Genomic DNA, 22,326 nt, shown 5'->3' with positions numbered 1-22,326 from the left:
TGATACTTTTATGATATAATACTAAAAAAGAGGAGGTGGCATTATGCAACTAACAGTTAATAAATGGGGGAACAGTTCAGCTATACGTCTCCCAAAACAATTAGTACAGCAACTACAATTACATACCAACGATATTCTTGATTATGAAGTGTCAGGGAACAAGATTATTCTTAAAAAGGCAACGACAGTCCCAGAATTAACAGTTGATGACCTTTTTAAAGATTATCAGGGTGAGCCAGTTTCTGTAACGCCATTCATTTTTGAAAGTGTTGGTAATGAACAATGGTAAGTATTAAGCAAGGGTCTATCATTAAAATTAACCTTGACCCTAAACAAGGTCATGAACAAAAAGGTTATCGCCCTTATATTTGTTTAAGTCATAGCGTTGTTACGAAGTATTCTAACCTTGCTATTTTTGCCCCTGTTAGCAATACCAAAAGAGATTACCCCTTTTATGTCCCTCTGAGAGATACTGAAACAACTGGTAAAGTCTTACTTGACCAGTTGGTGACAATAGATTTCAATGCTAGAGATTATCGGTATATAGAAGATGTTTCAGACGAGTTATTGATTAGCTTGCTAGCTCGTGTGAAAGTATTGTTTGAAAAGGGATAATTATATATAAAAAAGATTTCAGTAAGTAGACACTGAAATCTTTTTTATAGTCAATGATTGTATTTTGAAAAAATCATGTCTTTTAAACTCATAATAACTAGCACTAATGTAATTCCCCATCCAATCCGAGCAGCTAATAATAGATTGTTTGACCAAAGATTTAGACAGGTTGAACCAACTGCTGAACCAGTCGAAATAGCAACATTTTGTACCATTCGCTGTAAGGCTCCTGTACTTCCTTGCATTTCCATGGGGCTGGCTTGCATAATACTAGCAATGTTAGCAGGTTGAAAATATCCTCCACCAATACCATAAATAAACAATCCTAAGGTTAGGAATGGATAAGACCAGCTAGGAGTGAGAAGTCGGAACGAGAACAGTCAATTAGAATTGCTCAGGCATATAAAGAAGAATATGAAAAAGTACATATTGATGATAAAGATATTGAGCATTTGCACAACACTTTAGAACGGCTTATTTCTCTGCTATCTTCATTTACTAGTGTTGAAGATGGGAAAGAAGATTCAATGAAACAATTAGTTGCTTTACTTAATTACAAGGAGGAAATAGGAGAACCTCTAACGGAGGTTTAGGTCTGCTCAAATGCTATAAGAAATAAATTAGGAGGTCTATCATCTAAGAAAAACGTACGTAACAAAAAATAGTTTAACTAATGGTGTGAACTTTTAGTATTTATCAGCTCAATTCTTTGTAATTTTGGGGTAAAATTCACACCATTCAGATGAAATTAGTTGAGATTAATTGAAATAACGCTTTCAGAAAAGCGTAGAAATACTTGATATTAAAGGCTTTTGAAATTTATCTAAACAAAAGTTGTTCAAATTTCTAAATAAGATAGAACTGAAGGAATAGTGAAATAGATTTTCAGCAAATTCTATAATATTTTTAAAAATAATTTCGTTATTGGCTAACTAAACTTGCATTACCTAGATCACTTTGTGTTAAATTATGTTTTTCTCTTAAATTTTTGATACGAGAAGGTATATTTTATGTATAGTTTTCTTCAAAAGATTTCATTGCTACTTCTCCTTTTATATATTTTAATTGATAGATGATAAAAGTCTACTCGTATCCTGATTGTACAAAGGATGTATGGTTTTAGTTATCTGTTCATGTGGGGATATGTAGCTCTACTACTAAAATTTGTAGACACTTGTAGCTATAGCTAAAATGTTAATAATAAAGTAATGAAAGAATACTCTATATATTATCAGATTTATTTATGAAAAAAATTCTTTATATTCAAAATTTTAGTAAAGTGTACACTATTAGAATTTTTTGAAATACAAACAAAAAGCTTGTATAAACTAAAATTTTAAGATAAAATGACAATATATAAAAAAAGAGAGAGTGTCACTTGCTTGGTGTTTATACCAAAAGCATATAAAAGTAACTTTATCCTTGAAAGTAAAACATTGAAAGACTATGCAAAGTGACAACTTAATATTTTTTATAAAAGTCTTTAAAGAGAAAAGGAGGATGATTACATGTTGTGGTCATTAATTATTGGGGCACTAATCGGTGTAATTGCTGGAGTTCTTACTAAAAAAGGTGGTTCAATGGGATGGATTGCAAATATTTTTGCAGGTCTGATTGGTTCTTACGTAGGTCAAGCCCTTCTTGGTAGCTGGGGACCTAGTCTAGCAGGTATGGCATTGATTCCATCAATCTTTGGTGCTGTTATCGTTGTTATTGTAGTATCGTTTTTTCTCAAAAAATGAACTAAGTGAGGAATATAGGATGACAAAATTAGTAAAAGTATTAATTGCCTTACTTAGTCTGGTAGGGATGACAATTCTAGCTCTTGTCATCCTTGTGACTCAAAACTTGGTTCGAGTTCCAGCCTTTCTCAATTGGCTTGATCTAAGATTAAATCTATTTGATTTGAACCCTTGGACGGTTGAATGGTTATCAAACTATTCATTTTGGGCATCTGTGGTTCTCTTTGTTTTGTTGCTGATCATCTTGCTTGTTGTTCTCTTTTACCCTCGTCGCTATATAGAGGTGCTTCTTGAGAATCAAAAAGGCAAATTATATTTGAAAAAATCAGCAATTGAAGGCTTTGTCAAATCAACTGTTGAGCAATCTGGTTTAATGAAAAATTCACAAGTGGTTGCCGATATCTACAAAAAAAAATTCGATGTCCAAGTTAAGGGAGAATTGAGAGATAAAACTAACATTCTTCTTCAGGTAAACAAGCTAAAAGCTGATATTCAAAGTGGTTTAGAAGCATTTTTTGGTCTTGATATACCCGTTGATTTTAATGTTTATGTCAAAGATATTCAACCAAAAGCCGTTAAGAAGAAAAGCCGTGTTGTTTAGGAGGTAGTTATGACATTATTTAAACGCTATAAATTTCCACTCCTTGGGGGTGCAGTAGGCTTGCTTTTAGGCCTTTTACTCTTGACCGTAGGATTTTTCAAAACTATCTTTGCTATCATCTGTATTATTCTTGGGGTTTACAGTGCTCGCTGGATTGAAAAATCAGGTCTTTTAAATCAATGGATTAAATAAGCAAAAAAATTAAGAAAAGAGGAATTTATTATGACAAAAACAGTTACTAATCTTTCTACAATTAAAGGTCAATTGACGTATGACGATAAAGTTATTGAAAAAATCGTTGGTCTTGCTCTGGAGAACGTTGACGGTCTCTTGGCGGTAAGCGGTGGTTTCTTTGCAAACCTTAAAGATAAATTGGTCAACACTGATACAACACGTGATGGTGTTTCTGTGGAAGTTGGTACAAAGGAAGTAGCAGTAGATTTAAAGATTATTGCTGAGTATCAAAAACACGTTCCTACGATTTTCAACCGTATTAAAGAAATTGTGGAAACTGAAATTAACCGAATGACAGACTTGACAGTTGTTGAAGTTAATGTAAATGTTGTTGATATTAAAACACGTGCACAGTATGAAGAAGATTCTATCACCTTGCAAGACCGAGTTGCTGACGCTGCAAGTGCGACAACAGAATTTGCAAGCAATCAAGTAGACAATATGAAATCTGCTGTTGGTGCTGGTGTTGAAAAAGTTGAAGACTTGAAGTCTGAGCCACGTGTAAAATAATTGAAAAGAGGATAATAATATGTCAGAAGAAAAATTTGATGCAAAAGTAGACCAGTTAAAAGGGAACGGGAAAGAATTTATTGGAAAAGTAACTGGTGACAAAGAAGTGGAAACTGAAGGTGAAGTTGACAAGCTTGTTGGTAAAGCAAAAGAGCTATTCACAAATGCCAAAGATACTATCGATGGTGCTGTTGAGGGTCTTAAAAACCAGAAAAAAGACGACAAAGAACTCTAATGATAAAAAAGGTAGGTATATCATATGACAGACACAATAAAAAGTGAAGTAACCTATAGCGATGGTGTTATCGCTAAAATCGTTGGCTATGCTCTCCAGAACGTCGATGGTCTCTTGGCTGTAAGCGGTAGCTTCTTTTCAAACATCAAAGATAAACTGGTTAACTCTGAAAATGTCAAAACAGGCGTTAAAGTTGAAGTTGGTCAAGAAGAAGTTGCAATTGACTTGGATATTATCGTAGAATACGGCAAAGATATCCCAGCGATTGTTGAAAGCATTAAAGCTATCGCAGATCAAAATGTCGAAGTCATGACTCATTTGAAAGTCGTTGAACTTAACGTTAATGTTGTTGATGTAAAAACAAAAGCAGAGCATGAGACAGACTCTGTAACGGTTCAAGATCGTTTGACTGATGCTGCTCAAGCAACGAGCGAATTCGTTGGTGAAAAAGCTGGACAAGCTAAGGATGCTGTTGCAGCTGGAACTGAAAAAGTAAAAGAAGCTACTATAAACGGGACCGAAGCTGTTGAAGAAAAACTCGAAGAATCTCGTGTGAATTAAGTTGGGAAGAGGGTAACCTCTTCTTTTCTATATATTTTCTAGAATATATCTCTAAAGTATTATATAATATATGTATAGAAAGGAGAGGACACTAACTTGTGAAAGTAAGTCATTCGGAAATTATTAGTTCAAAATATCAAAAAATTGCAGTAGAAGTTGCCAAGCGTATCGCTAATGGTGAGTACGAAGTAGGCGAAAAACTTAAATCTCGCACAATACTAGCAACTCAATTTAATGTATCAGCAGAGACTGCAAGAAAAGGTTTAAATATCTTGGCAGATATGAAAATCCTAACCTTAAAACATGGCAGCGGAGCGATTGTTTTGTCGCAAGAAAAGGCAATTGAATTTTTAGAAAATTACGAGATAACACATTCTATTTCAGTAGTTAAAGAACACATTAGAGACAGAATTTCAAAACAAGAACAGGGACTGGCTCAGCTATCTGAACTTATAAATGAGTTTTTATTACAGTCCCAATTGGTAAGTCGTCATTCTCCTTTAACACCGTATGAATTAATATTAACGAAGGATACAGAGCATTTGGGAAAGAGTATCAGCGACCTAAATATCTGGCATAATACAGGTGCAACTGTTATCGCGATAGAGCATGATGGGGAACTGATCCTTTCGCCTAGTCCGTATACTATAATAGAAAAAGGAGACCATTTGTTTTTTGTGGGAGATAATCTAGCCCACTCTCGAATGGAAAAATTTTTTCAATTATCACAGGGATTATTATCAAATAATTAAAAAATAAAGATATAGAACCAACTTTTCAAAAAGCATCTTTGTTTAAAGGTGGTTAACTATTCTATTTTATGGTGATAATTGGTGTCAACTATATTCTAATTTATGGATTTCAGCCTATTTTCAAGGTGATTTTATTATTGAAAACATTGATATAAAGGTATTTGTAAGTATTGAGTAGTTATAGTTTTCAATAGAGAAATTCTCAAAACGTTAAGAAACGGCTGCAATACAGCATTTATCAACACTTCATGGTTCACACCATGGGGTGTTTTTTGATGGTTTTTTGGCAAAATTCACACCACTTTTCACACCAAAATCACACCATTGCTTTTTAAGGTTACGGTAAGCAATTTCACCAACAGCCATTGGTATGACATTTGAAGTATTGACATAGGTTTTAGTTGTGAGAGTGTCGCTATGTGTTAGAGCTTCTGAAATGTCCTCTAGTGATGTGCCAAATTGTTTGGCAAGAGTTGCACCCGTATGACGTAATTTATGCGGTGTGGCGTGTGTTAGTTCCTTATGACGGCGTTCGACTGACTTCATCTTATTATTAAGATAATCAGTATGTAAGGGACTATTAACATTTCCTTTTGTGTCAATATAAGTAAAGACATACTGTTCATCAGATTGAATAATATTGAATTTTGTCAATTCCAATAGTTGATTTTGGATTTTTATACTTGTCCAAGGCTTTCACTAACTGAATTTCCTGTTTCTTGATGTTAATGTGTTTCCATTGCAAAGCGTAACTTTCGGATTTTCTATCTCCTAAGAAAAAAGTTGTATAGAATAATACATATTGATTATAATACTTTCCATCAAGAGTATTCTGTTTGGAACAAGATATTAGAAATATAGTAGCAATTCCTAAAAGTAATAAGCTAAGTAATTTTTCATTTTTATTACCTCTTTATTACCTCCTTTGATAAACAACATTATATCAAAATGATATTACAAAAAAGAAACAAAACCCATTAATAAAAAGTTACGCTAATCCCTTGAAATTACTTGACTTTTCGGGGGGGGGGGGGGTAAAATAGTAGTAGTATTTTAGATGCTAAATAATAAAATGGAGTTTTTGATATGAGAAAGATTAGAAATTATTTTCTATTGTTACTGAGTCCTATATTACTAATGATAGGATTGCTGACGGCGGGACAGACTGTTAGTGCGACCAGTGGAAATGAATTAACCAATGTTATTACAGATATTTCATTATGGGATGTTAACAATGGTGAAACACTTCGTCCGAATGGTTCAGGTGTCTATAATTTAGTTAAAGACAATAGTTATCGCTTTGAGACCGCTTTTGATTTATCTAAGTATGATGGAAAGTTGAATGATGGTGATTACTTTACTTTCACTGTCCCAGCTCCAATTACAGTCGAAAATACGAACTTTGAGTTAAAAGATAAGGAAACAGGCGTAGCTGTGGGAACAGCCGTTGTTAAGTCAAACGGAGACAGCAAAGGAGGAACGGTTACTGTTACTCTGAAAAATTTAAAAGATTATCTTGCTAAAAAAGGTGGAAGTCAAGTTCAAGGTGTCAAAGGAATATTTTATACTGATTTTAAAGTAACGAAAACATCTGAAAGAGAAACATTGACGTATCCAGTAACACAAACCAATAAAGAAATAACACATACCATATCTGTAAAAGAGCGAGGTTCATCGGATTATACAGAGGGTATAAAAAAAGAAAACTTTGCAAAAATTGGTGGTGTCATGAAAAAGGAATCTTGGAGTTCTGGGATTCTAAATAAAAGTGGAGAATATATTCATAACTGGTTTTTACGAGTCAATACTAATCAATCTACTTACGATTCTATCAGTCTTAAGGATGTTATTCCAGATGATTCCGCGCCTATGCAATTTATCCCTGAAAAATTAAAAGTTTATGCAGGATACTATAACTCTACTCTTAATTTAACTGATATACAGGTATTAAAAGAAGGGGAAGACTACATAATTGAGTATAATAGTGCGTATACTCGCTTTGAGCTTAAATTATTAAATACTTCTACGCGTTTAGCGACAAATGGTAAGCCAGCAGCTTATAATGTTTATTATTCAACGACTTCTCCTGCAAACGGAACAGATGTTGTAAATGAATTATCAATGATGGGCGGAGAAAAGGTTTTAACAACTAGCACAGAGAGAACTACAACTGTTAATCGTGTAACACGTTCTACAAAAATTACAACAGGCGGGACTATTCAGTTAGAAACTGGTTATCGTATTACGCTATATAAACAAGACGCAGAAACAGGTAATTTACTGAATGGAGCAGAATTTGAAATTACATCTCCAAGTGGTGACAAAGAAACTGTCAAAATTGAAAAAGATGGTGTAGCACAATCTAAAGTTTATTCAGCTGAGGAAGCTAAAAAAGGAGAATTCACAGTGGTTGAGACAAAAGCACCAAAAGGTTATGTTCTTGACCCAACTCCTTTTAAGGTAACGGTTGGTGAGAACGGAATTATCCGTAGGGTGAAAAATACTAAAGAAAAAGTCTCTATTCCTATTACGAAAAAATGGGAAGACGGAGACAACCAAGATGGTAAACGTCCAGAAAGTGTCACCGTTCAACTTTATGCCAATGGTCAAGCAGTTGATAGACAAACTGTGACATTGAACAATGAAAATAATTGGACAGCCCAATTTGAAAACCTAGCTAAAATAGATGATGAAGGAAAAGAGATTGCTTATACAGTGAAAGAAGTTGATGTCGATGGGTATACTTCCAAAGTCTCGGGAGATGTTGAAAATGGATATACTATTACAAATACTCATAAGCCTGAAGTAACTGAGATTTTAGGTAAAAAGACATGGAGCGATAATAATAATCAAGATGGTAAACGTCCAGCTTCAATTACTATTAATTTGCTAGCAAATGGTGAACAGGTAGCAAGTAAGGAAGTCACAAATAAAGATGACTGGAAATACAATTTTACTGATTTACCAAAGTATGCCAATGGAACTGAAGTTATTTATACTATTGAAGAAGTACCGGTTGACGGATATACCACAACGGTAAACGGTTATGATATTACAAATACTTATTCACCAGAAAAAGTAGAAATTTCCGGAACTAAGACATGGAACGATAATGACAACCAGGACGGTAAACGCCCAGAGAGTATCACGATTAACCTTTTAGCTGATGGTGAAAAAGTAGATAGTCAAATTGTCACTGCTAATAACAACTGGGCTTACAATTTTACTGATTTAGCTAAATACAAAGATGGCAAAAAGGTTGACTATACAGTAACTGAAGACCCGGTCTCAGATTATACAACAACTATTGATGGTTACAATATTACCAATTCTTATACCCCAGCAACAACCTCTATTTCTGGAACTAAGACATGGAGTGATAATAACAACCAAGACGGTAAGCGCCCAGATAGTATCACGATTAACCTTTTAGCCAATGGTAAAAAAGTAGATAGTCAAAAAGTATCGGCAGCCACTAATTGGGCTTATCATTTTGATAATTTACCACAGTATGAAAATGGTCAAGTGATTACTTATACAGTGAGTGAAGATACTGTTGATGGTTACAGCACAAGTATTAATGGTTATAATATAACTAATTCTTATACTCCTGAGACGGTTGATGTGAAAGCAACAAAAAATTGGGACGATAACGATAACCAAGATGGTAAACGTCCAACTTCAATTACGGTCAATCTTTTAGCGGATGGTGAGAAGGTAGATAGTCAAAAAGTAGCTGCTGCAGCTGATGGCACGTGGACAGCTTCCTTTACTAATTTGCCAAAATATAAAGACGGTAGAGAAATTAAATACACCGTTACTGAAGAGGCAGTTGAAGAATATGAGACCATCATTAATGATTTCACCATTACAAATAAGTATATTCCAAAAGCTATTGAATATAAGGTAATAAAAGTTTGGAAAGATAATAATAACCAAGATGGTAAGCGTCCAAGTGCTATCACAGTTCAATTATATAAATCTGTTGGCGAGGCAAAACCGACACCAATAGCTGGCAAAACCTTAACTTTAACAGCCGATAATCAAACGAATGACAATACATGGGAAGCTTCCTTTACAAATCTCCCACAATTTGAAAAAGGACAAGAAATTGCTTACTCTGTGCAAGAAGTAGATACTCCAGAAGGTTATACTGCGTCAGTTGAGGGGCAAACTATCACGAATAGTCATGACCCAGAAACAATCGTCATCTCGGGACAAAAGAAATGGGATGATAATAATAATCAAGATGGTAAACGAACAACAACTGTCAAAGTTCAAATCTTGAAAGGTGAAGAGGTAGTTGATGAGATTGAAGTTAGTGAAGCAAGCGACTGGACATTTACATCTAAAGCTTTGCCTAAATATGAGAGTGGTAAAGAAATTACTTATACGGTGAAAGAAGTTGCAGTGACCGCTTATGAAACCAAGATTGAAAAAGATGATGACGGTCAATATACCATTACGAATACTCATACACCTGAAAAGATTAATTTGTCAGGGCAAAAAGTTTGGAACGACAATAACAACCAAGACGGTATTCGTCCAGAGAACATTACAGTTGAGCTTTTAGCCAATGGTGAAGCAACGGGTCAAACCGCAACAGCCAGTGAAGCGACTGCCTGGCAGTATAGTTTTGAAAATCTTGACCGTTATAAAGATGGTAAGGAAGTTAGTTATTCTGTCAAAGAAGTGAACATTCCAGAAGGCTATAAAGCGGAAGTGGACGGTATGAACGTAACAAATAACCACGTTCCAGAAACAATCACCCTAACTGGTCAGAAAACATGGGATGATAATAATGACCAAGATGGTATTCGACCACAATCCATCACGCTTCACCTTTTAGCCAATGGTGTTGATACGGGCTTAACTGCGACAGCGACAGCTGATACTAACTGGACTTACAGCTTTAAAGATATTGCTAAATATCAAAATGGTAAGGAAGTTACTTATACAGTAAGGGAAGATACCGTTGATGGCTATACTTCAGTAGTTGATGGTATGAATGTTACGAATACACATACGCCAACTACACCAACGACTCCTAAATCAGATAAACCAAGTTCACCATCAAGCAATCAAAAAGATAAACCGAAACAATCATCTCTGCTTCCAGCAACTGGAGATAAAAGTGGTTCGAAATTGATTCTTTTGGGAATTGTGCTCATTATAGCGACTATTTCTGGAGTGATTTATTATAAATCAAGAAAGATGTAAAATTTATAGTAAAAAATGGTTGTTTTTGAGTTAACTAAGAGGTAGTTTGTAAAGGACTTCTCTTTTAAAGAAAAAACGAGCAAATCTATATAAAGAAATGCTCGTTTTGTTTTATATTAATAAGCATTGAATAATATCAAAAAAATAAAATAGATAATGACTGAAGATAAGAAACGATACAACATTTTAAAGTGCTTCATAATCGGTGTCTCAGTATTTTCCGTTTATTCAATTTTGGCTAATATCAAATTTCGGACAATCTTCAACAGACTTTGTTATAATAGCAGTATTAATTAATTTTTGGAGGAAATGATTATGGTTAAATCTTATGATCTCTTGGTCATTGGTTTTGGTAAAGCCGGAAAAACGCTAGCTGCTAAAATGAGCGCTCTTGGGAAAAATGTTGCCCTTATAGAACAGGACGCTGACATGTATGGTGGTACCTGTATCAACATTGGTTGTATTCCAACTAAAACGATGATGGTTGCAGCTGAACATAACTTAGACTTTTCCCAAACGATGGAACGAAAAGAGGTTGTTACGACTCGTTTGCGTCAAAAGAATCAGGCTAGTTTGACAGAAGCTGGTGTGGACTTGTACAATGCCAAAGCTCGTTTTATCTCAAATAAGGTTGTGGAGATTACTACTGGTAATGAAGTGAACCAATTAACCGCTGATATTATTGTCATCAATACAGGCGCAACATCGAATACCTTGCCGATCTCAGACTTATTAGATACTAAAAACGTAGTTGATAGTACAGGTATTCAAGAATTAGAGAAGCGGCCTGTAACTCTAGGATTGATTGGCGGTGGGAATATCGGACTTGAATTTGCTAGTTTATATGCTAAATTAGGAACCAAAGTAACAGTTTTTGAAGCAGGGGATACACTCCTACCTCGTGAAGAACCGTCAGTAGTCCATCTAGCTAAAGGCTACCTAGAAGAAGATGGTGTAACCTTTAAGCTCAATGCCCGTGTTACCAGTGTCACAAATAATGGAGACAAGGTTATCTTAAGTGCAGATGATGTGGACTACACCTTTGATGTCGTCATGTATGCGACTGGACGAAAGCCTAATATTGAGGGACTCGGAATTGAAAATACAAGTATCGCCTTAACGGAACAAGGCGCTATTCGAGTTAATGACTATTGCGAAAGTAGCGTGCCTAATATTTACGCAGTTGGTGATGTCAATGGAGGCCTACAGTTCACCTACACATCTCTGGATGATTTTCGTATTGTCTTTGGTAAACTTACAGGTAATGAGGATTATAATCTTTCTAAACGTCAAAATGTCCCTACAACAACCTTTATTGAACCACCGTTATCCAGTGTTGGTTTGAAAGAAAGTCAACTCATTGAGCAAGGTATTCCTTATCAAAGCAATGAATTACTTGTCTCTTCCATGCCACGTGCTCATGTGAACGATGATCTTCGTGGAGTTTATAAAGTACATGTTCATCCAGAAACCAAGGAAATTCTAGGAGCTACATTATTTAGTCGTGAGTCTCAGGAAAACATCAATTTGATTAAAATGGCTATGGATAATCATATTCCTTATACCTACTTCAAAAATCAAGTGTTCACTCATCCAACTATGGCTGAGAACTTAAATGATGTTTTTAATGTCTAAACAATAATCTGAACACTCTGGTGATGATATCACAAAAAAACTTTTGATGTCAGATAAACAGCACGTGAAATAAATATCACATGCTGTTTTTATATTATTCTCTAGAGTTATATGTTTACATTGGATATAACATGTTCTAGATATCAAGGAATATTTTTATATTGTGATTGGTGTAAAAATATATAGTCTACCCGTTGTTCTAGTTAAACTCGAACTACCGTCGGAAAGCGGAAGGCGAGAAGCCTAAGAAAAGAAACGATGTTGTGGAGAAAATTGAGAAGCTCTGTATGAAAAATCAGTTTATCTACGGTTATCGTATCATCATCCGACTGCTCAAAAAAATTCATGGCCTAATCGTCAATTGATAAGAAGGTTTATCGCATTATGAAGGAGAATGGCTGACTCAGTCGCACTTGTCCTAAGAAGGTGTAACATTTTGGTAAGGCTTACTATGTGACGGAGAATAAGCTAGACCGTGATTTTCAAGTAGGAAAGCCACTGGGGAAGCTTGTTACAGACATTATCTACCCCTCTACTTTGAGAACTGTAACCTCTACTTGTCCTCTATCATGGACCTCTATAGTCGTGAAATTGTAGCTTACACTTACACCATTTCAGATTGCCAGGATACGGATTTTGTACTGGACACGCTTCATCAACTGGAACTACCTCAAGGAGCGCTCTTGCACAGTAACCAAGGCTCTGTTTATACTTCAAAAGCTTATTATCAGGTTTGCGCAGAAAAAGGCATCATCCGCTCCATGTCCCGAAAGAGAACACCAGCGGATAATGCTTCTATCGAATGGTTTCATTCTGTCCTAAAGTCTGGCACCTTCTAACTCCATAACTGGAGAAACTTAACTAAAGATAGCATAATAGATATTGTCAAATCTACATCACATTTTATAATGAAAATAGAATTCAACAGAAATTAAATGACAAGTTTCCTGTTCAATACAGAAAACCGGTCGCCTAAAAAGTGTTTTTCTGCTGTCTCATTATGAGGGTGCAGTGCCTAAAAAATAAAACTTTTTCTTCACCTCAAATACTATCGTCTCTTTGTGTTTATGGAACTAGATTTAGCTTTATGGTTTTTATCTTGATGAACTATCTGGTAACTATTTTGAGAATAGCTATTTATATTTTTGAATAGTTCTAGAAGCGAAGCACTATCAATTATCCTATAAGGATAGGTATAAATGTGATTGTGGTGTCAATGCGGTTGTTATAGTGTTAATTGACAGAGCTAATGGAAGTCATCCAGAGGTGTGAAATAGATGCTTGGAATACAGTCATAGTTTAGAACATTACCGAGTCTTTAATCGGTTTAGGATCTGAGGAAGTCTTCGACGATGACTTGAGACATGGTTGGGATTGACTTCAAATTAGATGACTACTTCAGAAGATAAAAAAGGATCTGTTATGGTATCTGAGCAACCTTTTGCGGCAGGCGTTGGTCATGCAACTATGGGTCTTAATGGCTTTAACGTAAATTCCGTTAATTTTGTCGATAAGAAATCTTGGTAAAGTCAAGGGTGTTGCAGAAGATATCGCTGAGCATATTGATTAGAAAGAGTAAGCTTGATATAACGATGTAATATATCGTAAAAGATCGTAGTATTAAATACTTTCCTCTGTTCCAAATACTTCAGCAGAATTTGATAGTTTTGGGAGTAGTTCAAGTGATGTTAAATCAAGTAGTGGCGGGGTCATAGATTTTAAGCTATCTTTTACTGAGTATTTAGGTGAATAGTTCTCTGGTATTAGTAATTCGACAGTAACATCTGGAGAAACCCCTCTTCCCAATGCAACCTATGTAAGGTTACTATTTTGTCAGAAGAAATATTCTTCAATAATGTCAAAGAGTCTTAATCTTGAGACTTCTTTTATTTGGAAGGATGTGTTGAAGATGTTGACGTTTTTTTCAAAAAAAGGTAAATTACTAATATCGTCTATAACGTATTATTTTTTTAGTAGCTGCTCCTTGAACTAATACTCAGTTAAGGGAGTTTTAAGTATTATCCGATAGACTCTATGTGAAGGAAGTGCTTTCTTCGAGATTTTTTCCTCAATGAATAGGTGAGGGAAATCAGTAAGGATTATTTTAGGAGAATATAGAATATTATGCATATTTCACTTTTTTATTGGAGCAATAAGAAAAGACCGATGGAAGCCAGTTGCTTGTTTGTGAGTTTTTATGCTCTAAACTTTTTCTTGATTCAAAATCTGCCGTCAAGTCCAATTATAACACGGCTTTCGCTATCATATGCTAGTGATTTATTGATAACGAGCATTGATGTCTCTACTCTGTTGTTATTATTATATGTTATGAGGAGACGTGGATTTGAGCTATCCGATAAAATTCTTCAAAAGGGGCTGAAAACCCTTATTGTTATCGGATTTATTGCTTTTGTTTCTATTCTGGTAAGCGATTCTACTTTTCGATATATTATGCCGTCGCCACCAATAGGTCCCTTATCATATGATGAACGGATAGCTACATTTTTCATTGAGTTTATCATAGCTGTAATTTCTGGACCGATATTTGAAGAAGTACTCTTTAGGGGATTACTTTTGAAATATGTTTTCACAGATTGTCCGATTATAGGTCTAGTTATCTCCACTATTCTCTTTGTAATTGCGCATCCCACCGTTGATTGGACGGGGTATTGGTACTATGGGGTGCCGGCTATGGTTCTTGGACTAGCCTATCTATACACTAAATCAATTAAAGTACCAGTTGTAGTCCATATGGCCATCAATTTGCTATCACATATTCAATTAAAATTCTTTTAAGGGTGAATTTTAAATATAGAAGTTTTAATTTTGAGGCTTCTTTTTGTGGATAAAGATGGATAACTTGTTGTATATAAAATTACTTTACCACCTGAACAATAGCTAATTTGTCCGCTTAATGCAGAGAATATCATAATTTCTTAGAGGTCTCAATGAAAAAGAGTTGATCAGATGGATAAAAACGTAGTGTCTCACGGAACATCTATGCCAAAGTTAAAATTATATGAATAGTGATGGCTTATCATGATACTCAGAATGATTATCGATTCCTCTACTATCAGCTGAGAAAACAGTATCAGATTTTCAACTCTAAGACTGTCTTTCGTTACATGTTTATTTTTTATTATCATTCTTATATTCGTAAGATCAATCCTGCACTTAACGAAAGACAAACGAAAAGGGAGAATGTTCCTAAGTGTCATAAAAGATTACTATGACATTTCTATTCTATATATACTTTGTCAGATTATAACAATAATCAGTTTGTTTTTGAAAATGTAGACCTTATATTTGATGAATGCTGATTTTAACCAAAATCTGCATTCATCATTCACACCTAAAGATAAGAAAACGATCATCCGTCAAATTAGGAAATACATAATTGGTATAATTATTATCACAAACTACTAGAAAAATTAAGAGATGCGACTCCTTTAGAATATAGAGAATCATACCTTGTAAATGTCTATCTATTTTAAGTGGTGCTTGACAAGGGTCTCTCTTTTATTTTTTTCTTTGACGGTCCTAAATCCTGAAGACTGTTTTTTCTCTTATCATTATGATATAATGAGAACGTAGGAAAATGACGTAGTCTATTGTGTTTACGCAGTTGTCGAGAGTAGTTTCAGTATTTTGAATTAAATTTAAAAAGTTAGATTTGTCCTCGTTAAAATAGTGCTGTAATTATAGACAGGCTGGTAGAATATTCATTAGAAATATTGTGATAGAAGGAAATAGTATGCGTAAGTTTTTACAAACCATTCTTTATGAACTGTCTTTTTATGTTGAAATATTGGTATCCGTCATTTTGGTTATTATGCTTGTCTTATTAACAGGGATATTGGCAACAGAGATTGTCACTATTTTTGGTGGAGACATTAGAATTAACGCTTACCTGCAAAATTTCCTAAACCAGGCTATGAACATAGCTATTGGGGTTGAGCTGATTAAGATGCTGAGTAAGCATACTTCAGGAACCATTATTGAAGTACTCCTGTTTGCTATCGCAAGGCACGTTGTTGTTGACCATAGTAGCAGTCTGGATTCACTTCTCAGCGTGGCAGCTATCGCTATCCTCTTTGCAACACGGAAATACCTTTTCACGAGTTTTGATGACTCTAATAATATTATTCTCAGAGCTAGTCAAAAGGTTAAAATTGCCAATATTTTAGCCCGTGTTAATCTTAAAGGTGAAAAAAACGAGGACCTAAGAGACTTTATGCTCCGTCATCTTAAAGAAGAAGAGAAATCTGTGACGATTGGTTCGAGTATCTATTTTGATAACCTTGCTCTACGGATAGACAGTATGAAAGGCAACAAAATTACCCGAATAGAAATTATAAAATCCTTATATAGTTAAACTGCAATATGTAACTTTTTGATAGAATCTGTAAGATATAAAAAGCTGTTTAAAATATAGTCCGATCTGGTATAGAACTAAAGGGATTAAATTAAAGAGATTACGATAGTAAATAACATCTAGAATTGAAGTTTTATCATTGAAATTGATATTAATCGCATTTTGGATAGTTATCTGATTAAATAGCCATACGCATATCAATTATTTCTAAAGAAAAAGAAAGCCGATTGTGATTTAAAATTGAAATATGCAATTAAAGAAGAATATTAATAGTTTTAAGTTGAAATCAAGGCTATAATAAGGGGACAATCTAAGTAAGGAAGGAAATCCTTTTATAACAAAATATTTAAATTTTAAAATTTACTTTACTGAAAGTCTGTATTTATAGATTTTTTACTTTATTTTAAAGTATCAATTTATGGGTCTACTCTCTCTAGAGAGGCTTTAGTGCTGTTTCTTAGAATTGACGGATTTTTTGTAGAGGTGGGTGGCTATAAATTATTCATAGTTATAGATAGGGTAGAATAATCAATGGACCTAAGCGGTATTATAATTCCCTAGAAAGCATTCTTGGGTTAATCAGTAGATTAGCGTGAGTGTGACGGAAACCATGAAAGTCAATGTTAAGAATTCCAGCCTGTTTAAACCGAGTTCTTAGATATGTCCTATGAGTTTCGTGACTTGGATAATCATGGGTAAAGTTAGAGAATATAATCGTTTCAATACTTTCTAACCAACTTCCAAGCCTCTTGAATTTATCTGAGTTAGCAGATATTCAGCATGGTAACGGTAATCTGATCTGTACCTTAATAGGTTGTTTTTGGTCAATTAATTTTTTAAAGTGATTAAGTACCTTCATAATGCTAATAATTACATTATGTTTACGCCATATTGTAATATGCGCACTTATTGAGGGTGTGGATTTCACCATAATACATAGAACTCATCTTCCTCTTTGTTGATTAGGTCATAAAGTTTATTTACCATACCTTGTATAAGTTGCATAGTCAGTTTATCGAATTATAGTACTTACAGACCCTAAATAATCATACCGGCAAGGTATTGGGAATCCAGTAACTTGTTAATATTATCTTGAGTGTTTGGCTTGATGGCATGTTTACAACTATTCCATCATAGTCCAGACAATTCTTGATAACTTGCTATTGCTGCGGCTTAAAACCTGGTAAAATCGTCTCACTAGAAGGTTATCTTTTTTTATTTGACTTTCAGCCTATTTTTTACATATTCCTAAATAACAAAAGATAAGTCAAGACTAGCGAACTCTTCTGCAAGCCTCTCTATAAGTTCCCTTTTTAAGCTAACTAATTCCTCTATAGAAAATAACTGTGTATTACGAGTTATCATCAAATGTATTCTGATATGTGTGCCTTGTTTCAAAATATGAATATCAAAATCTTCGTGATGATTCGGTAGCCTATTCTCTATGACATTGATAATCATAGTTTCCAACTCCTCATCTTGAATAACTGAGTGATTTAACTCGTGGAATGAAGCAATAAGACTCTTAATAGGTTCGGAGATAGAGAAAGCAACAAGGATAACAGTTATGAAAAAATCTCCTGTGTAATGTAAGAAACCTAGTGGACCATTGATATCAACAACATATAAAGCAGTCATAGCTATTGCGATGCCTAGTGAAATAGTTCCGTCAATAAAATTCCCCTTACTTTCCGCCTCAATAATGATACTCATATTCCCTATCTTTTTATTCATAGTATGATTATAAAAATAAAGGCCGTAGCATAGAAATACCATAACAAAGGAGTAGGGAAGTACAATACCTGTTTCAATAGGGTATCCTTCTCCGTTTACAAGATAGGCAAAGGCACTGGCACTTGTTTCAAGTAGGGTTATTAACAATACTCCAACAGTGACGAGAGAGCGGAATAGGGCATACATAGGTTCCAAGAAGTATAATCCCTTCGGAAATACTTCCGTTTTCTTATGGCTGTTTTTTGAGATATAGTAAGCAACCAGAGAGGAGATAAAAGCAATAAGAGATATTGCACTATCAAGCAGTAAAAAATTAAGGTCGGTGATGATATAGACAACTACACCAGCTATACCAATAATGAAATTCATGATAGATGACACAATCAATGACTTTATTTCAATATATTTTTGATTCATCTTTCCTCCTTTTGATCATTTGGATAACTTATTAAGATGAGCAATAAAATACTAGGATATTACATAATGAAGGCAAATTTGAAACCACGCGCAGAATACTAGAAAATATCAGTGTATTGTTGGTAAATGTTGGTGTAAATTCTATACAGATTTGAATTTAGTAATTTTTAGTATTTTCCAAAATGGAAAATAGTGGAAATAGGTACTCAATATCAAAAATATATCAAGTTTTTCAAGTTCTAAAGAAGCGGTAAGCATGCTATAGTTGCATTTGTGAGGATATGAATACTACAAATTCTTAATATAGAAATAGTGAAATATTGAAACAAAAGTGGTAAGAGAAATTCCCTTTTAGTTAAGTTCAAAATTGAGCACTACTGTAAACCAAAATGTTGACAAATATTGACAAAAATATTGGTGCGTGGCTTGTTCACGTCCTAAAATCGTGTACTTAGTAAGGGATCACGGTAGGAAAAAGGAAGTAAGTTCACCAAGTATTCAGTAGAGTTTAAACTGCAGTTAGTCCAGGACTACCTCAGTGGGAATAGCGGGGGATGCCATCTATTGTCAAAAAATATGAGTTGAAATCAATAGTCAAGTGTTTATTTGGACCAGGAAATATGGATAAAACCCTACTTTCCTCACATAAAATTTACGAGGCCATCTCTATTAAGTTGTTGATCGAATTGAAAGATTGCTCCTCTGTATTCTCTTTATGTGCCGTCTATTTTAACTTTTTTAGGTCGTCTTACTACCCCCTTTGGTTGAGACAGGGAAGGCCCGACTATAAGTTGTTTGATACGAACCTAGCCAAAAGATTACAGCTATCTTCCTTGACACTCAGAAAGAGTGTCATTTCATGACGTATCAGCTTTTTCGTAAACCTAAAATAATCTTGCGTTATATGCGTATTCTTGGTTACCGATCTCCAATTCGTTAGGAGCGGTATCACTCTTACACACAACGAGAGATAAATGAAAAAACAAGACATATCCACCACAACGTTCTTGCTTGAAACTTTACAGCAGAACTTCCACTCCCAAAACTGACAACAGGTGTCAGCTATGTTTACCGCAAACAAAGAAGGATGTTCCTGAGTGTCATAGCAGATTATTATGATTATTCTATTCTAGCTTATATATACTAGAATAGAATGATAACAAGTTAGTTTTTAACAATATAGATCTGGTCCTTAATGATTCCTAGGATTCAATTAAATTCTACATTACGATAATGCATCCTGTTTTATAAAGTGTTTTGTTAAGCGATTGATATCCTTACCACGATCAGAATGGAAAATCTTGACTTTGGTAAGAGCGTTAGGGTGCTTTGAATAGCCTCTTTGACTAAGTTAGAGGTCTTATACCAACCAACAGATACACCAATAATTTTGCGATTAAAGAGGTCAATTATCAAGCAAACATAAGACCAACGGTTACCAACAAGAATATAAGTCAAGTCTATTACATGGGTTTCAAGAGGTTTTTCTTGGTTGAATTCGGTATCTAAAAAAATTGGGATTTGTTGCTTCATTCTTCCCTTTAGAATGCGGTTTGAAAGTCGCTTGTTGGTAAACGGAAACTAAGTGCGACCTTTTTATGATGCGACGAATCCGACAACATTTTCCTAGCGTATCTGGACTTGCTGTGAAGAAAAATAAACTTAATCATTTCTTCAGGTTTTGCTTTAGATACAGACTCTATAGTTTTGCAATAATAGCTAGAACGGGGAGAATAGTCAGCTGACGACACATGGCTGAAATGCTTTATTTGTCCTTATTAACAGCGATTACTTTCCTTTTTGTGCCATAATCACCGTCAATGCTTTAGGATATCACCTGCATCTCTAGCTCTTTATTTATTTCGTTTTCTGAGTTCAATCAACTCACATTGCTCATCAGTTAGATTATTAACAGATTTGACTGAATCGGTCGTTTCTTGTGCTTGTTTAACCCACTTGTCGAAGGCTAGAGGTGTTAAATCATATTCTTTGATGAGTTAATTACGCTTTCTTCCTACATTATGAAGATCAACGATTTGTTTATTAAAGTCATCACTGAAGTGACGGCGAATTTTTCTATACATAGCTTCCTCCTATTTTCTTTAGTGTAGAACACTTTATAAATTCTGTCTAGTTTAGTGTAACCGATTCGTTGATTTACCGTAGACCACAAGAGAAATTAAAAGGCATAACCCTCTTAGAATATAGGGGAAGCATACCTTCTAAAGACTTAACTTTTTTGAATGTCCATTTTATCTGATGCCCGATAAATGAATCGAATTTTTTTCTAAATCTATTGTGAGCCAATGACAAACCTTGTTTTTTTCATAACAAGGTTATTATTTCTCTAAAAAGTTAACCATTTGCTAAAAATAGAATTGAAACGGTTAGCTATTTTTTGAACATTTCCTAGGATAGGAAGTGAAGTCCTTTTTACATAATCTGTTAGTATACTTTCAGGGATTTCGGTTTCACGAGATAATTTAGCTCAATTTCTTTCGAATAAATTTCTGTTAAGATTATTGGAAAATTGTTGCATAGTTTTTTGTCTTGTAGAGTTAATTTTCCTCTTCCTCTAGTCATAAACCTCCTTCCTTACTATGATAATACTATTTTAAATCGTACTATATTATAATCAAACTTAAGGAATTAAGATTTTAGAGCTATGATACTTCAATGCTTCCAAAATAAGCCTAGCAGATAGAGTAGGCGGTGATTTCCTTTTATCATACTAGGCTTTGTTATAGAAACTTAGCTCTGTCACAAACAAATGTTTGAACACAAAGCGTTTTAAAGGAAGTAAGAGAATGGAATAAAACCAAACCCTTGCCTATAGTATATCATTATTTGTTGAGGAAAACAATATGGAATGATTGTTTATGATACAGTCAGGTGTTTTGTTATTCCTTATGCTGTTTTTACATAAAATTATTGACGGTGGCTATCATTTTACCAATTGAATTAGAAGTAAAGAGGACTTGTACGAGCAAGTAAGATATGCATTTGTGGGACTATGATATTGAACTCTGGACCGGAATGCTGCCCTGTTTTTTATTTTGGCAGACATATTATATCAAAAGGTGTCATGAGCGCCCTAAAGTGGAGAACAGGAAGATAAGTCATTGATTTTATATTTGTTTTTTGGTAGGTGATACGAGCAACATGCCAAGAATAAAAATGAATAATATCGTTATTTTAAAGAAAAATTTCGAAATAAGAATTTATCTCAGCGTCGTAAAAAGATTAAAATTATTTATTTTCCTTTAGTAGACAAGAACCCTATCAAGTTAGGATTTGATCTGGGAAGTTTGGATATCTTTCATCTTAAATTCTTTTGCAGTCTATTTATTCATCTATATTCTCCAATAATTATTTTACCCCTTATCATAGGCTGGGGCTCTTAATAGTATGTAGAAATGTCCCTTGATAATTCTATATAGACGATTTTAGTACTGTAAAATAAAAAGTGAGGTGAGAGAGTGACGCAAATAATGTTAAAAATACTGCGTACGAATTATGATCTGACACCTAAAAAACAGTGAAAAAAGGTAGAAGCGCATCAACAAACACTTTTGAAATATGAGCATAATAGCTCTAGAATTCCAAGGCATTTATTATTTAAACTATCTGTTTTATATCAAATTAATCCTAAATTTATGTTTTCAGCCAAAAATACGATTTACTTCAAAACAATT

General features: G+C 34.3%; 15 protein-coding genes and 8 pseudogenes. 16 read left to right on the top strand and 7 right to left on the bottom strand.

Annotated features, from left to right (window positions below):
* Nucleotides 1-43 precede the first annotated feature (43 nt).
* Together A3GY_RS0107675 and A3GY_RS0107670 are read left to right on the top strand one after the other, a co-directional pair.
* On the top strand, nt 44-289 hold the full coding sequence (locus tag A3GY_RS0107675) for an AbrB/MazE/SpoVT family DNA-binding domain-containing protein (protein WP_003089974.1): 246 nt from the start codon (nt 44-46) through the stop codon (nt 287-289).
* The gene (locus A3GY_RS0107670; RefSeq protein WP_018030834.1) at nt 283-615 is read left to right on the top strand and encodes a type II toxin-antitoxin system PemK/MazF family toxin; all 333 of its coding nucleotides are present in this window, start codon (nt 283-285) and stop codon (nt 613-615) included. Before A3GY_RS0107675 ends, A3GY_RS0107670 begins: the two co-directional genes overlap by 7 nt.
* A gap of 50 nt (nt 616-665) precedes the next feature.
* On the opposite strand, the pseudogene A3GY_RS09785 reads toward A3GY_RS0107670, so the two are convergent.
* Nucleotides 666-980 (bottom strand): annotated as a pseudogene (locus A3GY_RS09785) (MFS transporter); the annotation flags it as partial.
* Between A3GY_RS09785 and A3GY_RS10475 the strand changes: the two are divergent.
* Nucleotides 981-1,280: pseudogene (locus A3GY_RS10475) on the top strand (hypothetical protein); the annotation flags it as partial.
* Nucleotides 1,281-1,454: 174 nt separating this feature from the next.
* On the opposite strand, the pseudogene A3GY_RS10470 reads toward A3GY_RS10475, so the two are convergent.
* A pseudogene (locus A3GY_RS10470) lies at nt 1,455-1,620 on the bottom strand (helix-turn-helix domain-containing protein); the annotation flags it as partial.
* A 503-nt stretch (nt 1,621-2,123) separates the two neighbouring features.
* On the opposite strand from A3GY_RS10470, the gene A3GY_RS0107660 reads away from it, so the two are divergent.
* The 7 genes from A3GY_RS0107660 (at nt 2,124) to A3GY_RS0107630 (ending at nt 5,250) form a co-directional block, all read left to right on the top strand.
* Nucleotides 2,124-2,357: a GlsB/YeaQ/YmgE family stress response membrane protein gene (locus A3GY_RS0107660; protein ID WP_018030832.1), complete on the top strand. Its 234-nt coding sequence runs from the start codon at nt 2,124-2,126 to the stop codon at nt 2,355-2,357.
* Between the two features lie 19 nt (nt 2,358-2,376).
* A complete protein-coding gene (gene amaP, locus A3GY_RS0107655) occupies nt 2,377-2,958 on the top strand; it encodes an alkaline shock response membrane anchor protein AmaP (protein WP_018030831.1) in 582 nt (193 codons plus the stop codon).
* 9 nt (nt 2,959-2,967) lie between these two features.
* Nucleotides 2,968-3,150, top strand: a complete 183-nt coding sequence (locus A3GY_RS0107650) for a DUF2273 domain-containing protein (RefSeq protein WP_018030830.1) — start codon at nt 2,968-2,970, stop codon at nt 3,148-3,150.
* 30 nt (nt 3,151-3,180) lie between these two features.
* Entirely contained in the window at nt 3,181-3,702 is a 522-nt protein-coding gene (locus A3GY_RS0107645; protein ID WP_018030829.1) for an Asp23/Gls24 family envelope stress response protein, read from the top strand.
* Between the two features lie 19 nt (nt 3,703-3,721).
* Nucleotides 3,722-3,937, top strand: a complete 216-nt coding sequence (locus tag A3GY_RS10315) for a CsbD family protein (RefSeq protein ID WP_018030828.1) — start codon at nt 3,722-3,724, stop codon at nt 3,935-3,937.
* Nucleotides 3,938-3,961: 24 nt separating this feature from the next.
* On the top strand, nt 3,962-4,498 hold the full coding sequence (locus tag A3GY_RS0107635; protein ID WP_018030827.1) for an Asp23/Gls24 family envelope stress response protein: 537 nt from the start codon (nt 3,962-3,964) through the stop codon (nt 4,496-4,498).
* A gap of 98 nt (nt 4,499-4,596) precedes the next feature.
* Entirely contained in the window at nt 4,597-5,250 is a 654-nt protein-coding gene (locus tag A3GY_RS0107630) for a GntR family transcriptional regulator (protein WP_018030826.1), read from the top strand.
* Nucleotides 5,251-5,496: 246 nt separating this feature from the next.
* Here A3GY_RS0107630 and A3GY_RS0107625 read toward each other — a convergent pair.
* A pseudogene (locus A3GY_RS0107625) lies at nt 5,497-6,064 on the bottom strand (tyrosine-type recombinase/integrase); the annotation flags it as partial.
* A 272-nt stretch (nt 6,065-6,336) separates the two neighbouring features.
* Between A3GY_RS0107625 and A3GY_RS0107620 the strand changes: the two are divergent.
* The 6 genes and pseudogenes from A3GY_RS0107620 (at nt 6,337) to A3GY_RS0107595 (ending at nt 16,480) form a co-directional block, all read left to right on the top strand.
* Entirely contained in the window at nt 6,337-10,470 is a 4,134-nt protein-coding gene (locus A3GY_RS0107620) for a Cna B-type domain-containing protein (RefSeq protein WP_040803993.1), read from the top strand.
* A gap of 315 nt (nt 10,471-10,785) precedes the next feature.
* Complete coding sequence (locus tag A3GY_RS0107615; RefSeq protein WP_018030823.1) at nt 10,786-12,105, top strand: FAD-containing oxidoreductase; 1,320 nt, start codon at nt 10,786-10,788, stop codon at nt 12,103-12,105.
* Between the two features lie 548 nt (nt 12,106-12,653).
* Nucleotides 12,654-12,944 (top strand): annotated as a pseudogene (locus tag A3GY_RS0107610) (DDE-type integrase/transposase/recombinase); the annotation flags it as partial.
* A 550-nt stretch (nt 12,945-13,494) separates the two neighbouring features.
* Nucleotides 13,495-13,632: a hypothetical protein gene (locus A3GY_RS10310; RefSeq protein WP_156092928.1), complete on the top strand. Its 138-nt coding sequence runs from the start codon at nt 13,495-13,497 to the stop codon at nt 13,630-13,632.
* A 597-nt stretch (nt 13,633-14,229) separates the two neighbouring features.
* The gene (locus A3GY_RS0107600; protein WP_018030820.1) at nt 14,230-14,901 is read left to right on the top strand and encodes a CPBP family intramembrane glutamic endopeptidase; all 672 of its coding nucleotides are present in this window, start codon (nt 14,230-14,232) and stop codon (nt 14,899-14,901) included.
* 958 nt (nt 14,902-15,859) lie between these two features.
* Nucleotides 15,860-16,480: a hypothetical protein gene (locus A3GY_RS0107595; RefSeq protein WP_018030819.1), complete on the top strand. Its 621-nt coding sequence runs from the start codon at nt 15,860-15,862 to the stop codon at nt 16,478-16,480.
* 550 nt (nt 16,481-17,030) lie between these two features.
* On the opposite strand, the pseudogene A3GY_RS10550 reads toward A3GY_RS0107595, so the two are convergent.
* The 4 genes and pseudogenes from A3GY_RS10550 to A3GY_RS10500 all read right to left on the bottom strand — a co-directional run.
* Nucleotides 17,031-17,235, bottom strand: a pseudogene (locus tag A3GY_RS10550) (site-specific integrase); the annotation flags it as partial.
* A 493-nt stretch (nt 17,236-17,728) separates the two neighbouring features.
* On the bottom strand, nt 17,729-18,631 hold the full coding sequence (locus A3GY_RS0107590; protein ID WP_018030818.1) for a cation transporter: 903 nt from the start codon (nt 18,629-18,631) through the stop codon (nt 17,729-17,731).
* A 1,267-nt stretch (nt 18,632-19,898) separates the two neighbouring features.
* A pseudogene (locus A3GY_RS10305) lies at nt 19,899-20,715 on the bottom strand (DDE-type integrase/transposase/recombinase); the annotation flags it as partial.
* Nucleotides 20,716-21,011: 296 nt separating this feature from the next.
* Nucleotides 21,012-21,214 (bottom strand): annotated as a pseudogene (locus A3GY_RS10500) (hypothetical protein); the annotation flags it as partial.
* Nucleotides 21,215-22,326 lie beyond the last annotated feature (1,112 nt).

This window comes from Streptococcus ferus DSM 20646, assembly GCF_000372425.1.
GTDB lineage: Bacteria > Bacillota > Bacilli > Lactobacillales > Streptococcaceae > Streptococcus > Streptococcus ferus.
The sequence above is the reverse complement of the archived record's forward strand: the minus strand, read 5'-3'. Positions and strand labels throughout refer to the sequence as shown.